The 15,281-nt window shown below is 40.9% G+C and carries 17 protein-coding genes; all 17 read right to left on the reverse strand.

All coding sequences use genetic code 11. From position 1 onward, the window contains the following. Position 1 precedes the first annotated feature (1 nt). Positions 2-2,113 carry a hypothetical protein gene (locus G601_RS0106185; RefSeq protein ID WP_026664834.1) on the reverse strand — a complete coding sequence of 704 codons (2,112 nt, stop codon included), beginning with the start codon at positions 2,111-2,113 and terminating at the stop codon, positions 2-4. Further along, positions 2,104-2,958, reverse strand: coding sequence for a hypothetical protein (locus G601_RS24795; RefSeq protein WP_051205644.1), 855 nt, complete (start codon positions 2,956-2,958; stop codon positions 2,104-2,106). Before G601_RS24795 ends, G601_RS0106185 begins: the two co-directional genes overlap by 10 nt. Further along, entirely contained in the window at positions 2,955-5,639 is a 2,685-nt protein-coding gene (locus G601_RS24800) for a phage tail tape measure protein (RefSeq protein ID WP_051205645.1), read from the reverse strand. The genes G601_RS24795 and G601_RS24800 overlap by 4 nt, the downstream gene beginning before the upstream one ends. 72 nt (positions 5,640-5,711) lie before the next feature. Continuing rightward, a complete protein-coding gene (locus G601_RS0106200) occupies positions 5,712-6,770 on the reverse strand; it encodes a fibronectin type III domain-containing protein (RefSeq protein ID WP_026664835.1) in 1,059 nt (352 codons plus the stop codon). Positions 6,771-6,925: 155 nt separating this feature from the next. Continuing rightward, positions 6,926-7,090, reverse strand: coding sequence for a hypothetical protein (locus G601_RS26410; RefSeq protein WP_022761881.1), 165 nt, complete (start codon positions 7,088-7,090; stop codon positions 6,926-6,928). After that, entirely contained in the window at positions 7,087-7,449 is a 363-nt protein-coding gene (locus G601_RS0106210; RefSeq protein WP_026664836.1) for a hypothetical protein, read from the reverse strand. Before G601_RS0106210 ends, G601_RS26410 begins: the two co-directional genes overlap by 4 nt. Then, a complete protein-coding gene (locus tag G601_RS0106215; protein ID WP_026664837.1) occupies positions 7,446-8,042 on the reverse strand; it encodes a major tail protein in 597 nt (198 codons plus the stop codon). The genes G601_RS0106210 and G601_RS0106215 overlap by 4 nt, the downstream gene beginning before the upstream one ends. A 10-nt stretch (positions 8,043-8,052) precedes the next feature. Beyond that, the gene (locus G601_RS0106220) at positions 8,053-8,379 is read right to left on the reverse strand and encodes a hypothetical protein (RefSeq protein ID WP_026664838.1); all 327 of its coding nucleotides are present in this window, start codon (positions 8,377-8,379) and stop codon (positions 8,053-8,055) included. Then, positions 8,376-8,771, reverse strand: coding sequence for an HK97 gp10 family phage protein (locus tag G601_RS0106225; RefSeq protein WP_026664839.1), 396 nt, complete (start codon positions 8,769-8,771; stop codon positions 8,376-8,378). Before G601_RS0106225 ends, G601_RS0106220 begins: the two co-directional genes overlap by 4 nt. Beyond that, positions 8,752-9,108, reverse strand: a complete 357-nt coding sequence (locus G601_RS0106230) for a phage head closure protein (protein ID WP_026664840.1) — start codon at positions 9,106-9,108, stop codon at positions 8,752-8,754. The genes G601_RS0106225 and G601_RS0106230 overlap by 20 nt, the downstream gene beginning before the upstream one ends. Next, positions 9,108-9,380, reverse strand: coding sequence for a head-tail connector protein (locus tag G601_RS0106235; RefSeq protein ID WP_026664841.1), 273 nt, complete (start codon positions 9,378-9,380; stop codon positions 9,108-9,110). Before G601_RS0106235 ends, G601_RS0106230 begins: the two co-directional genes overlap by 1 nt. An 11-nt stretch (positions 9,381-9,391) precedes the next feature. After that, entirely contained in the window at positions 9,392-10,594 is a 1,203-nt protein-coding gene (locus G601_RS0106240) for a phage major capsid protein (protein WP_026664842.1), read from the reverse strand. An 18-nt stretch (positions 10,595-10,612) separates the two neighbouring features. Beyond that, the gene (locus tag G601_RS0106245) at positions 10,613-11,314 is read right to left on the reverse strand and encodes a head maturation protease, ClpP-related (RefSeq protein ID WP_026664843.1); all 702 of its coding nucleotides are present in this window, start codon (positions 11,312-11,314) and stop codon (positions 10,613-10,615) included. Continuing rightward, a complete protein-coding gene (locus G601_RS0106250) occupies positions 11,311-12,573 on the reverse strand; it encodes a phage portal protein (protein ID WP_026664844.1) in 1,263 nt (420 codons plus the stop codon). The genes G601_RS0106245 and G601_RS0106250 overlap by 4 nt, the downstream gene beginning before the upstream one ends. Positions 12,574-12,631: 58 nt before the next feature. Continuing rightward, positions 12,632-12,862 carry a hypothetical protein gene (locus tag G601_RS0106255; protein WP_026664845.1) on the reverse strand — a complete coding sequence of 77 codons (231 nt, stop codon included), beginning with the start codon at positions 12,860-12,862 and terminating at the stop codon, positions 12,632-12,634. A gap of 291 nt (positions 12,863-13,153) precedes the next feature. Beyond that, positions 13,154-14,716: a terminase large subunit gene (locus tag G601_RS0106260; protein ID WP_026664846.1), complete on the reverse strand. Its 1,563-nt coding sequence runs from the start codon at positions 14,714-14,716 to the stop codon at positions 13,154-13,156. A gap of 29 nt (positions 14,717-14,745) precedes the next feature. Further along, complete coding sequence (locus G601_RS0106265) at positions 14,746-15,225, reverse strand: phage terminase small subunit P27 family (RefSeq protein ID WP_026664847.1); 480 nt, start codon at positions 15,223-15,225, stop codon at positions 14,746-14,748. Positions 15,226-15,281: the final 56 nt, after the last annotated feature.

The following is a 15,281-nucleotide window of genomic DNA, read 5'->3' on the forward strand; positions in this document are numbered from 1 at the left end:
TTCATCCCACATCGTAGGAAATCGTAGTAATACCTCGTTTTATCTTCACTGTTTTCTGTACTACTCTCGCCTTCGCTGAAAGCCCTGTTACTTCATCAGAAGCCCCGACAACATCATTGATGTCATATTCTCTTCCATCCGATAGTTCTATACCAAGCTCATCTTTCTCCTGGTACTCTGCTATCTTCTTAAGCGCCCCTTCAACAAGGGCTGCATAATGATCCTCAACCTTGGTATAAAATGCTCCTGAAGTCCAAGTCGGAAATAACTGATAAGTAACTGCCTCATAGAACTTTCCGACTTCAAAATATGGATACTCACCTTTTTCGTAGTACTTCCCACTAGTCCATTTAGGAACAGCCTTTGTCGCATAATAAAAAGAGCCCGATACAAATGCCGGAGCATATGTACCTGCGCTCTTTTTCCAGTAGTATTTATTTGGTGCCCACGCTGGAGCATCATAGACGGTATCTTTTCTATAAAATGTATTTGCCTTCCACTTAGGTCTTTTCTTATACAGTTCTGATAGCGGATATTTTTTGGTCTTTTTATTTACTGTCTTATTCTTATAATAGGATTTCCAGTTATCCTTCCAGTCAGATGGCTTTATTGTCATCTTCACATAGTCATCTCTTGGATTACCTGAAACTGACCTTTTCTCAATAGCCGTTCCAGTAGAATAATCATAGTAGTAATTACTAAAATTTATTCCCCAATCCGGTGGCTGTGTCTGCGTATAGAAATACTGTTCTCCCTGCCATACTCCCTGTACTCTGTTACCGTTAGCATAATAGTAATTGCCATAGCACTTCTCCCAGTCACCAGGGACAGATCCTAACTGTGTAAAAGTATCCACAAGTTCAGGATGCACATAGCTCGATCCGCTCTTTTCATAATATTTCTTGAAGTTCACATTCCAGTCCGAAGGTATTGCTGTAAGCGTATGATACACATCGCCTTTTGTGAGCTTCTCATATTTACCATTTTCAATCTGATAATAATCAGTAAAGACATGAGCCCAGTCCTGTGGCGACGAAAGAAGAAGATCATATCTTACTGCAGTTCCTGGATCATCTGTCTCCTTATATGCCGCTTCATTCTGATCTGTTTTATCTTCATTGATAACAAAATACTTCATGAAACCATATAGCTTCTCATCAGGATAGTAAGTCTCCCAATCAGACGGTTTTTCCATCTGAATAACATAATGATCTGTGACTCCGGCGCTCTTGTAATCATAAATATCTGCTATCTCATTTACTCCAGTCACCATATTTTCTGTTATGGTCTTATAGTTTTCTTTATCCTCAGCATTACTTGATTCCTTAAGCTTTCCTATATCAGAATAGTAATCACTGTCATAGATAGGATTTTCCCTGGCATACGGAAGAACTCCTCCGCCCTCATCAAGATAAATATCTATTGTATATCTTGATGAAAGTTCTCCTCCGCCCATACAGTGCAGATGATTAAGAGAATTATATTTTCTCTTTGCCCTGAACTGATCTGTCTGTGCAAGGAAGTCATAATCATTAGAATAATCTACAAGTGGCACGGCCTTTATTACCCCATCAATGATCACAGGCTTAGCATCATACTGATAGAGCATATCCCTTATAAGTGAATAACCCTTTGCATAATTTCCACCTTCTGAGCTCACACGATAGCCACTAATGATTATGCCAGAATCTTCCGTAGATGCCTTTATCACACCAGCATCTGGACGCCTTACAAGTTCATTCCCATTTCCCGGAGTTAGATTCATACGCTCAAGCATTGCTGCTATAACCTTATTTGCCTCTCCGCTGTAATAAAGGTAATCATCATTTGCAAATGGATATAGCACCTTATTCTCAAGAACTCCGTGCCACGTTCTTCCGCTATATACAAGCTTTCTGCTTGCAGTATCAACTTCGATATGATCTATTATTCCTCCAAACTCTGTACCTTCTATGTATATGACCTGATCTTCATAGAGTCTTGTCGCTCCATCAGGACAGGTTAAAGAGAAGTCGTTCTCACTCTTACCAAAGGAAAGATCAAAGAAATAATTGGAGAGGATTCCTAAATCCTTGATGGTGCCATCTTTTACATCTGCATATATCAGATCCATAGTGGCTCACTCCTCCTTTCAATGATGATAAGGTCAAAACTCACCTCCTGTTCAGAATAGACCACCACATCACCACTTGTTATCGGCTGGAAGATATAACTGTCCCTGTTCCTCGCATGAAGTACACTCATACTCTTTCCCGAAGGATAAGTGAGTATACATGACTTTTCCTGATCTGATTTTTCGAGGGAAGAAATTGTAAGGATACAATTCTCAGCTACATCCACCAACACCTCATATTTATGTCCATTTATCCTTATGCACGGATCCTTAATAGGGCCATAAATAACAAGCCTGAACTCAAGAGGTACTGTTGCATCCATCCCAGTATTAGCTCTGTATCCCGCAATACCATAATCAACGCTTCCATAATCAAACGGATAATCATATGCATCTATAAGTCCTGCCATTCCATGACTCTGAAAGGAGTACATTGTTTCTCGCATCCAAAAAGGATACGGACAGTATGCCGTAACGGTATTTACTGTTTCCGTATCCTTCTCATCATCTGGCTGAGTATCTGAAGAAATGAGAAAACATTCTATAGCATACTCACCAAACATCAGCTTTCCTCTTTTATTAACCATTATGTCGTGCTCGGCTGCATTGTGCAGATCCTGGATTCTCTGCTTACGCTCGATGGGATTACCTTTAACTGCAAATGTGAGCTCATATGAGATCGCACTCTTTGTAAAATCCTGTACCTGATCACCATACTTATATTCAACAGTTTCAGGAGTCCAAGAATACTTATGGAAATTCCCCTTTTTAAGACGTACCACGCTATCTGTATTAGAAAGCATAAATGTCTTTCCTTCAGAATTGATGTACTTTACTTCTGTCATACAAACGCCACTCCCATCTTTCTAAGACTTCTTCCCATCTCCCTGCTATCAAGGTTGATAATAATCTCAGCATTTGAAGCGCCTTCCCTTACAGCTTCATACATCATAGCTGGATTAATGCCACCTCCCGCAGCTTTTTCTATCATGGACATCAAAGAAGCTGTTCCAACTACTGTTTCACTTCCTGCTTCTCCTGCACCAAGGAACTTCCCTCCGGCATATCCAAAGATTGTGGGACTATTTAAGATCATTCCATTCCCCATAGCCTTCTTGTACCATTCAATCTCTATTCCCGGCATACCGTTCTTTACCCAGTCAACAGGATTTGGAGACCAGTTAGTAAACTTAAAATGAGGTGTCTTTATCTGAGGAAGCTCCAGGTGGAGATTCTTAAAGAATCCGCTGACCGCATTTAGGGCGGTACTGACAAGATTCTTTACTGCCTCCAGCTTTTCATTAAACTTCTGTCTTAAACTCTCAAGTGCCTCCTGAGCTTTCTGTGGTATCTGGCTAAGCTGATCCCTAAACTTATTTGTCATTTCCTGAAGCTTTCCGTGTGTAAGTGTATTTACTATTTGAAAGCCAGTCCTATACTTTTCAGTCATAACTGTCCAGATAGCAGCGGCTGTTCCTTTAATACCTCCACCATGTGACTCATAAGCGTTTTTTACTTCATTTAGTTTTCCCTTCACAACACCAACGATAAGGTTCTGTGCTGTTGAAGTTGCACTCTTCACATTCTCCCAGGCATTTGAACATTTCTCCTTTACGCTATTCATAGCACCAGATACGCTCTCCTTCACATGGTCAAATGCCTGCTTTGTAGCGTTCTTAATAGCATTCCACTTTTCAGAAAGCTTTGCTCCAAGCTCCTGTGCCTTAGCCTTTATCGTATCCCAGTTCATATAGAGTGCTATGCCAGCTGCCACAAGAGCTGCTATTACAGCCCCTACTATAAGCATTGGCGGAGAGAGCATTCCAATAGCACCAATAAGTGTTCCACCTACTGAGATGACAGTTCCTATAGCTGAAACAATACCACCAATACTCGATATCACAGTTCCTATAACAACAAGGATCGGACCTACCGCAGCTGCAATCGCTGCAATATGCACGATCATGCTCTGCTGCTCAGGTGAAAGTGCTGCCATCTTCGCTGCAAGGTCTTGCAAGAATCCAATTCCCTGCTGCAGGTACGGAAGAAGAATCTGTCCAAAGCTAATACCCACATTTACAAAGCCGCTTTTTAGCTGCTCAATCTGTGATGCTGTTGTTCCATATCTTTTCTCAGCTTCTGCTGATAAAGCACTGTTTTCCTGAAAAGCCGTGTTTGCTGTATTAACTGCCTGACCTGTCATGTCATAGGCAAGAGCAAGTGACTGCAACATGTTTGACTGTCTGATACCTGTCATACCAAGATCGTCTAATGCTACAAGAGCTGACTCACCGTTTTCACCCATAACACCAAGTGCTCTTATGAACTCTTCAGTAAGTTCTCCAGCACCACCTTCCTGCTTCCAAAGTTCCTGAAATCCTTCTGCCGTATATCCAGTAATATCCGCAATAGTCTGAAGTGAAGCTGCCCACTTACCATTTTCATCTCCAGCAGTACCTGCAAGTTCAACCGCCTTTGATATTGTTGTAAGTGTCTGGCTCATTGCTGTACCACCGGCTTCAGCATTTATACCTACAGAAGTCATAGCAGCAGATAGTCCAAGGATTTCAGTTTCAGAAAGGCCCGCAATTGTTCCCGCAGAAGCAAGCCTTGTTGCCATATTTACTATTTCAGACTCAGTAGTTGCATAGTTGTTACCAAGATCAACAATTACAGAACCAAGCCTATCAACATCATCAAGTGATGTTCCTGTTATATTTGCAAACCGGGCGAGTGCTGTTGCAGCTTCATCAGCTGACAAGTTTGTTGTATCGCCCAGCATAATCATCGTTTTTGTAAAATCTACGATGTTATCAGCACCTACACCGAGCTGCCCTGCTGCCTCCATTACTCCTGCAATCTCTGCCTGAGAAGAAGCTGTAACCGTTGCCATCTCCTGAATAGCTCTAGACAAATCTTCATAAGATGTAGTTGCTGTTTCATCTACTGTCTTTTTTACTCCGGTGAAAGCATCCTCAAAATCAATAGCGCTTTTTGCTGCAGCTGCTCCAAGTCCAAGTATCGGTGTAGTTACCTTCTTTGTAAGATCTCCGCCAACATCTTTTATCTTGTCGCCAGTTGCTTTTATCTTTTCACCGGAATCCTTGAGGCTATCCCCAAGGGCCTTCATTTTTTCACCCATAGCACTAAAAGAGGATGCCGAGGAATCAAGTGATCCCACAGCATCCTTTAGTTCATTGAGCTTTATTGTAGTAGCTTCAATTTCTCTTCTCAGGTTCTTTGCCTGATCAGAATTCTTATCAAAGCCATCTGTATTTTTAAGCTGCTCGTAGGCTTCTTTTTCAGCCTTCAGCTTTTCTTCTGTATCTGCTATTGCCTTTGACAGATACGACTGCTTCTGTGACAGAAGCTCCAAATTCCCAGGGTCCATCTTAAGGAGCTTATTGACATCCGTAAGGCACCCCTGGGTAGTCTTTATGCTTTTGTTTACACTCTCAAGTGCTTTTGAGAGCTTTGTGGTATCACCACCAATCTCGACAGTAATACCCTTTATTCTGTCTGCCATACACACTCCATTTAATGTATAAAAAATGAGCTATCAAAGATTGACCATTGATAGCTCATTATATTCATTCCATTATCCTTTTTTTATCTTAACTTTCTTTACTTTAGACCATTTTGAAACATGTATTCCATCATCCCCTGCTTTATATGTGCGGATTCTGAAATAATAAGTTTTTCCTTTTTTCAGTCCTTTAATCTTTTTACTTGTTGCAGATTTTTTTACATATTTTGTCTTTTTGCCGGATTCAAAAGACTTATCGGTAGAATACTGTATCTCCACCTTTGAAATCTTTTTCCGATTTTTTGAAGAAATTTTTTTCCATTTAACTGTAGCAGTTTTATCCTTAGCCTTAACTGAAGAAAGCTTTAGAGACGGAAGATCCTGAATCTCACTATTTTCTTTAACATTCTGTTTATTTGAAGCATTATCTTGCTTATCATCTGGCTTTTTTTTATCTTGCGAAGGAGCTTCTTTTTCATATGTAATAACACCACTCTCTCTTCTACCAGAAGATACCGTTTCATCTCCTCGATATACTTTGCCTTCTGAATTAGTAAATTTGCAATTTTTAAGTGTTGCATGCATTTTCACATCAGGATTAGCTGCCTGTACACCATATAACGAAAAAACTCCAGAAATCGACGCACCTTCTTTAAGCTCGATAGTACAATCAGACCAAGCCTCCACATCTATGTCCTTATTAGTTCCGCTAAAAACATATGTCCAATTTGAAGAACTTTGATCATATGAATAACCTAATGTAACTGTGGGATATATCAGAGTTCCATAACTGTTAGTAGTAGGATAACCAACAAGATTTGAAATATATATTTTCTTCTCAGAAGGCACGATTTTTATATCATCATATGTAAATGTTGTTCTTGTATCTATCCCCCCATCAGGAAAGAGCCATAATGCCACAATATTATGATTACGTGAACTACCCTCTGGATAGGTCCAGCCACCCGTAGCATTTTCAGAGTGAGTATAACATGCTCCATCCGGATACCATACACGCTCCTGGTGGTTTGTTAATGATTGAGCAGCTTTAACCACTATGTGATTGGATGGAATAGCTAAAACTACCGACATCGCTAATGCAGTAACCATTGATACAAATCGTATTCTCATTTAATCCCCCTTGAGTAAAATTAAAACGCGACATAAAAAAGCAACAAACACAGTTATATTATAGCAATTCTCATTTTGAGTGTACTATAAAATTTTTATTAAATTCGCAAAATAAAATAATTATGATTCATAAATCACATAGCTTATTTATAGTTTCAAAATCTATCGAAGTCCTCCTGCGTAGGAAGGAGGTCATATTCTTCATGATCGTTTGCGTTCTCAGTTATCATGTCAAACACCATACCAATATCGAGGTTATCAAGCTCAGATAGAGAAAGCCCCATCTGTACTACCCTAAGGAGGTAGATTGCAGTGTTCATGCATCTGCTTGTGGGGCGCTCTCTTTTTTTAGTTCTGAGTCTGTCTTGGTATTACCCATATATACATCAATAATATCCGATGCATTCTGAGGAATATCATTTGCATCAAACATCGAAAGCCACTCGTAATACTCCTCTTCTGTAAGCTTTGAAAGGTCACCACCTTTTGCCTGCATCGCCATAATAAATGAGAGCTCCATTACTGTCTCTGTGGCAAAGGCATCATCAACACCTTCCTTTGAAGCATTATCAAAAAACTTTAAAAGGTCTTTATGAAAGACCTGCTTATATCTAAGTGGAGTCGCACCATTAGCGCAAAACTCCACTACCATATCTCCTACCTTTACTGTTTTTCTCATGACTTACCCTTACCTCCCTCAGTAATTGCTGCAGGGAGATATACATCCGTATTCCAGCCTGCATATGCCTTCGAAGCCTTATCACCGCATTTTGCTTTGATGATGTTTTTCTGAAGAGTCTTATCATAGATTGCAGATGATGTGAGATTGATCGACTCAGTCTGCACATCAACTGACTCTTCTCTTGTCTTTGAACCAACAGAAGGTCTTGCCGCAGTACAGTTATAAAGCACATGCTTCACCTGAGATGCATCCCCTGTAAATTCAAAAATAAGAGCGAAGTGAACCGGTGTTGCATCAGAATCCTCAATAAGAACTCCGTTACCGTCTTCCACTTCGCCAAGGACATCTTTCCTGAATGAATCAGGAACAAGTGCACTTTCAAATGATCCGGTATATCCTGCATTACCTACTGTGGTATAAAAGCTGACATCATCTGCAAAGAACTTTGTCTGCTCACCTGCAGGATCCATTGAAAGGCTAACCGCTCCAGGCCATCTGACCGGAGCAGAATATGTAGCAGAATTATCATCTGCTATTGTGGCTAGAGCGTAAAACACGTTCTTTAATCCGAACTTTACTTTGTTTCCCATACACGCCTCCTTAGTTTGTGCCTTCTGAAAAGGCAAATATTATCTGGTACATCTTTTCGCTACTTATGTAGCTCTCGTATTTCTCATAAAAAATCCCAGCATCCGAAAGGTTTTTACTAACCTTCTTTTCAGATACTGGGTCTTTCTTTTCTGTATATAATTCGATTTCAATATTGCTGATGGGGAAGTATACGGTATCATCCGCCGAGAAGTTATCAGATGATGTATACCTATAGGTAATAAATGGAAGCCCTGGTGACTCCCCTTCAGCAAAGTGATCATAAGCACTTGGAATACCTATCTTCTTAATCAGCTTTTTTAGGTCTTTTTCTGTCATTGTGATAAGCTCCTATTTATCCTTGCCATGATATCCTTTTCTCCTTCAGCCTCTGCAGGTTTAATATGCGGAAAAGCTCTGGTCCTTCCACCATTTACTTTTGCATGGCCGTTTTCCAAAAGGTGAGTTAGCATATATTGGCTTGGAGAATATACAGTCACTTCGATAGAAGTCGAATCCTCCTTCGTGGTTTTTGTACGCCAGCTCTTTTTATAGCTACCGGGCTTTCCCTTACCATCAGCTCTTACCGGAGCTTTATCTTGGATACGCTTTTTTACAAACTTGGCCGTATCCTTCACATCCTTTTTCACTTCCTGCGTGGCAAGCTTTTCATATTCCTTAAGGTCCTCTGCTATAGCATTTGCAAGACCATTAACTTGAACTTTCTGCATGAGAGTCCTCCAATGACCAGTGTTTACACTTAAACTTTATGCTTTTTTTCCGGTATCCCTGGTAGTCAACAGATACTATGTTGTAGTACTTTCCCCGGAAAATGATCCTATACTCTTTACCACTTATGCACTCAGTTTCAGATGAATATCTGACTGTAAAGGATATGATTTCTTCATCCATAGTTACAGCATCTTCCTTTTCATCTCCTACCTGGGACGATACTGTGCAACTACAAGAAAAATAGTCATCGTAGCCCATAACATGGTTACCATATTCATCTTCGTGTGCACTTCCTTTCTGGAATATGACCTTTTCTGATAATCTTGAAATCTTCATTAGAACTCCGCCTTCCGTACTCCGCCAAGAAGTGCTCTGAGTGTCAACATAAGGTTACTATGATCTGCATCTTCCCTATGCTCATACAGGTAAGCAACTGTATAAAGCATTGCTAGCCTTACCTTTGCTCCCAATCCATCAAGTTCTTCATCAGAAAGCCTTCCCGTATCTTTTACTATTTCACGCGCTGAATCGATGAGCCCTGTTATGAGCTCATCATCATCACTCGTATCAACGCGGAGGTACGTTTTAGCTTCCTCAAGCGTTACCATAGGTTTCTACCTCAGGCTTTTGTCTTGATATCCAGGGTCTTTACTGCCTCAGAAAGAATGAGCTTACCATCAACTCTCTCAGAAGCAAGGAATCCAACCTGGCCGGTTGTAGCAAAGAGCTCATTGAGTCTCTTAAAGCTTCTGCCCTGTCTATCTGCGATCCAGTAATATGAATAGTCACCAAATGAAAGCACGCGGTTACCGGCTGCAATCTCCGGAATGAAGATTGATGTTCTGTAAGGACGATTAAGGATTCTGTCGGGCTCTCCTTCTCTTACAGAAGGCTGCCAGATATAATTGCCATTACCGTCCTTGAGCTTTCTGATGGCCTTAACAGTAGAATCGTTAAGAAGCCAAGATGCCTTATTTCTATAAGGAGCTCTAAGGCTGTAGTAAAGGTCCATGATATCGTCAAAGGTAATCGCCATTGATGCAGCAGTTACACCTGTCTCTGCTCCACCGGTCTTATTAAGAATACCGATGGGCTTACCCTTGCCATCACCAATAAAGAATGCTTCCTCTTCCTTGGTACCGATTCTTCTTGCAAACTCCTTAGAGATATAAGACTCGATATTGAATACAGAATCATTAAGGAGCTCATCAGACACCTTGATCATGGTAGCGAGCTTGTGTGCTCCTATAGATGTCTGTCCAAAGCTATCATCTGACTCGGGGAACTGGCCACCCTCATCAATCCAAGCAGCTTCACCCTTACTTGTTACGATAGGAATCTTTCTATCGCCGCTTGATGTTCTGATTACTGTAGCAAGGTTTCTGAAGAACACCTCATCCCCCAGAGCTTCAATCAGCTTCTTCTCGTACTCATCAGGAACGAGAAATCCACCCTCAGAATCTGTACCAATAGAAAGAGCATTCGTGATCTCAGGTGTGATTTTGTTTCTCATCTGATTCCAGAATGCTCTGTTATAGGTATCTGACGCTCTACCGGTCTTCTCTTCAATTGTCTGATCCGCTTTCGGATCGTTTGTGATAGGCTTTGATGTAGGCTTGGCGAGCATCGCATCAATCTCTGCCTGTCTTGTCAGCCTATCAATTTCCTTTCCAAGATTAATTACATCCGCTTCCATCTTGTCGTATGTAGCAGAATCCTCTGCTGAGAGGATACCGTCCTCTCCTCTTTTACTGTCGAGAAATGCCTTAGCTGCTTCCCAAGCCTTAGCTCTTTTCTCCATAAGCTTCATTACTTCGCTCATATAAAATTCCTCCCAAAATTAGTGGCGGAGAAGATTAAGTCTCTTCTCCAGGTCATCAATTCTTATTCCTTCCTTTTTCTCTTCCTGCTTCGGGATGAGCTTATTCATGAGAGAGTTTGTTACGGCACGTCTGCTAAAGATCATGGCGTCCTGAACAGTACTCTCTTCTCCTTCCGAAAACAGGATTTTATCTGCAAAGCCAAGCTCAACTGCCTTCTTAGCGTTAAACCAGCTCTCAGCATCCATAAGATTTGCTATCTTTGTTCTTCCAATACCTGTCTTTATTTCATAGGCATTGATAATGGACTCTTTGACTTCTGAAAGCATTTCTATTGCTTTCTCCATCTCCCTGCTATCCCCGATAGCAACTGTCGCAGGGTTGTGAATCATCATCATCGCAACAGGACTCATCTGCACCTCAGTACCTGCCATCGCAATAACCGATGCTGCTGATGCAGCAAGTCCGTCGATCTTTACTGTTACGTTGTGGGGATATTCCATTAGCATGTTGTAGATCTGGGCAGCCGCAAAAACATCTCCACCCGGTGAATTGATCCACACGGTTATATCTCCATCACCATCCATAAGTTCATCCTTAAAGACCTTTGGTGTTACTTCATCCCCATACCAAGTCTCTTCAGAGATTTCACCGCACAAAAAAAGAGTCCTACTTGGACTCTCTGCTGTTTCATCCTTTATCCAGTTCCAAAATTTTTTCATTCATCCTCCTTTGGCTGCGTTTGTTTTTGATACATCATTCCGGCATCTTCGAGCTTCATCATATTTCCGTTTACAAGATACAGATCGCCGCCTTCTTCGGCAGATATAGGATTTAAATTTTCTAAGCGCCTTATATCATTTGCGCTCATCCAACCATTCTGACGAGCTGTAGCATATCCATTCATGCGACTTTCATAATCACCGCGAAGAAGTCCGTCCACGTTAAACTTAATGAAATACTCTCGCTTTTCTTGTGGTAACAACAGCGCCATCATAAGAGCCTGCTCCCAGCGAGTAACCCACGGGGTTATGGTATACATCAAGAAACTAAGCGCTTCCTGTTCAATATTTGAGAAAGTAGCCTTGTCTAGATCTCCAACCAAATGTGGTGGAATTCTGTAACAACGCGCTATATCCTCAAGCTCATATTTCCTTGTCTCAAGAAACTGAGCTTCTTCCGGAGGAATTCCTATCTGCTGATATTTCATTCCTTCCTCAAGAACAGCTACTCTTCCCGCATTTGCACTACCTCCGTAAGTTGAATGCCAACTTTCTCTTACGCGACCAGGATCCTTTAATACCCCAGGGTGCTCAAGTACGCCTCCAGGTGTCGCACCATTTGCAAAAAAGCTCGCACCGTACTCCTCACAGGCAAGGCTCATACCAACAGCATTTCTTGCCATAGCTATTGGCGAATACCCTATAAGGCCATCAAACCCAAGCCCCGGAATATGCAATACTTCATCCTTTGTAAGAATGATTTCGCCATGCTCTTTAAAGGTCGGATTCTCCTCTGTATCTCGCCTGTAGATGTAATAGATTTCACCGCGATCATTACGGTTAACTTCCATCTTGTCCGGAAGAAGGGGATACAATGCAATAACCTCTCCCCGGCCATTTCTTATAATCTGTGCATAAGCGTTACCCCATATGAGAAGGTGGCTCATAAGTGTTTCTCTAAACACAAAGCTTGTCATCTCATCATTAGGGCTATCATGTAATAAAAAATACAGCGGATGATCAGTAACCATTTCTTTACCATCAGCTGTATATCTATAAACATGTAGTGGAAGCGATGCTATTGTCTCAGCAAGAACTCTTACACATGCATACACTGCTGTCGTTTGCATCGCAGTCTTTTCATTTACCCTTTTTCCGGCTGTACTATTTCCAAAGAAAAACGACAAGCTGCTTCCTGCCGCAACATTTCTGGGCTCATCTCTTGTTTTTGTAAAACCAAATAAACTTTTTATTCCCATAAATCCTCCCATTTCAAGGCATGAAAAAAGCACCGCCGTAGCGATGCTCTTCTTTGCTTTACTTTGTTTCTGCTGTTCTTATCCTCTCGCAGCCTTTAAGGAATCTCCTTCGTTCTGAGTTTGTAAGGTTCCTTATCGTGGTCCAAATAGGATCATCATCTTCTTCGCTTGTTAGGTATTTGCTTCCTGCGATCTCCTCAAGCAGGTCGTTTACTGCTGAATCTGTACGCATGTTTTTAAATGCAAGTTCCTCCCAAGCTTCGAGTGCGCTTTGTGTTGTAGGCTTCATTCTTGTTTCCTCCTTGTCTTTTGGTATGTACATATTCGCTCTACCTGGAGGATAAAGCCAGTATATTATTGATATATTATCGACAAATATTTTATGTTATTTCATGTATTTTTTCACATTATCTTCACACGTCTTTAATGTTGAATTAAGGCAAAGCAGCTATTATAAATACATCAAGAGAAACACATCTCTTGAGACATTTTTAAACTTTTCTTCATATACGGCCATTCAGATTTATTTCTGGATGGCGCCCCTCAAAAAACAATGCCGCTTTATGCGGCTTTATATATTTTAGAAAACAATAAGGTTACGGGTATCATACACAGATTCCTTTGAGCCTTCATTAACTACTGCTCTTCCCATAGCCATAATTAGTGCTACAATACCATCGATTTTTTCTATAGATTTTGCTTTTGTAGGTTTAATATTTCCCGCAGGATCCTGTTCCATAACTACGTTAGAAGCCATCCACTTAAGTACCGGATTGCCACCATGAATCACTTTCCCTTCCATAAGTAGCTTATACAATTCTTTTGCTGCAGGTGACATATCCTTATATCCCTGTCCGTAGGGAACCATTGTAAGCCCCTCATCTATCAGATTCTGAACAAGCATTGTTGCATTCCATCTGTCATATGCTATTTCCAGCACATGATATTTCTCGCAGGTCTTTTCAATAAAATCCTGAACAAATCTATAATCAATAACATTACCGGAAGTCACGTTTATATAGCCTTGCTGCTCCCAGACATCATACATAACATGATCTCTTTTACAGCGTAGTTCTAACGTATCCTCTGGAAGCCAGAAATAAGGTATAACTATATATTTCTCGTCTTCTGTTCTTGGTGGAAACACCAGTACAAAAGCAGTTATATCTGATGTGCTTGATAGATCAAGACCAGCGTAGCAGTCTCTATATCTAAGTGTCTCTTCATCGACAGGTTCATTTCCAAGGTCAAATATATGCTCTGGTATCCATTGCACTGAAGAAGATACCCACATATTTAACCTTAGCTGCTTGAACACGTTAAGCTCTGCTGGATTCTCTATGGCATTGATATAATCTTCTCTGAATCTCTCAATTGTTAGTGTATATCCAAGTGAAGGATTTGCTTTATACCAGTTAGCTTCCAATTCCCAATCATCCCCGTCTTCTAAACAAAATACTGCTGGATAGAACGAAGGATCATGCCTTTTACCATTCAAAATATCTAACGCTTTTGTATGCAGTTCATAACAAATAGATTCTTTATTATTACCTGCAGTCGTTATGCTTATAAAAAGTGGCTGGGTCCTGGCTGAGCCTGAATACTTTGTAAGCGTATCATATAGGTCTCTTGTCTTTTGAGCGTGAAGTTCGTCAAAAATCAGTCCTGAAATATTTAAACCGTGCTTACTGCCCGTCTCTGCTGAGAGCACCTGATAAAAGCCATCAGGATTATATGAGACGATCCTCTTTGTAGCTTTCATAACCTTGGACCGTTTAAGAAGCGCTGGACAAGCTGCTACCATCTTTTCTGCCTCGTTATATACAATAGATGCCTGATTTCGGTCACAGGCAGCACTATAAACCTCAGGAGAAGGCTCCCCATCGGCATATAAAAGATACAAACAGATGGCGCTACAGATAGTACTTTTTCCGTTTTTTTTACTTACAGTGATATAAGCATTTCTAAACTGCCTATATCCATCAACACCAATAATCCCAAATATATCTCGTATTATCTGCTCCTCCCATGGGAGAAGCTTAATCTTTTGTCCTGCCCATTTGCCCTTAGTATGCGATAGCTGCTGAATAAAGTTGACCGCATGATCAGCTTTTTTCTTATCATAATGAGATGTTGGAAGCATAAGTTGTGTTGGTACATATTTATAATTACTCACATCACACCTCCAAGAATCATTTCCATCTCATCAACCTGGCCATCCTTGCCAATACTCTCACCTGCAATAATTCTGCTTCTTGCAGATGGCGTAAGTCCGAACTCTGCAGCTGCCTTAATCATCATTGATTGGTTTGCTCTTGATATAGATATCTGAGGCACTTGCTGCCAATAGCCGCTCTTTGTTTTTACAATTGAACCATGCTGAGATATAAACTCCTCAGCCTCTTTCCATCTCGCATAAGCCTGGCAATATGATGCAAATGCAGCCATATCAAGTTCTGTCAAAAGTCCCAGATTATACATAGGAACAGCCAGTCTATTCCATTCATTTTTTGCCTCTTCCTCAAGCCAGTCTGGACATTCCGGCATCTTCTTTTCAGGATGAGGCTCTTTATAATTAAGAGGCCTCTTGCCGGGATTGCCTTCCAGAATCTTAAGCTCTGTAGGCTTTGGCTTTCTTCCTCTTGTAGCCAAATTTAAACTCCTCCTTTTGTGCAAAATAAAAGGACCTTTCGGTCCGTATACAACCA

This window comes from Butyrivibrio sp. FC2001 (assembly GCF_000424125.1).
Lineage (GTDB): Bacteria > Bacillota > Clostridia > Lachnospirales > Lachnospiraceae > Butyrivibrio.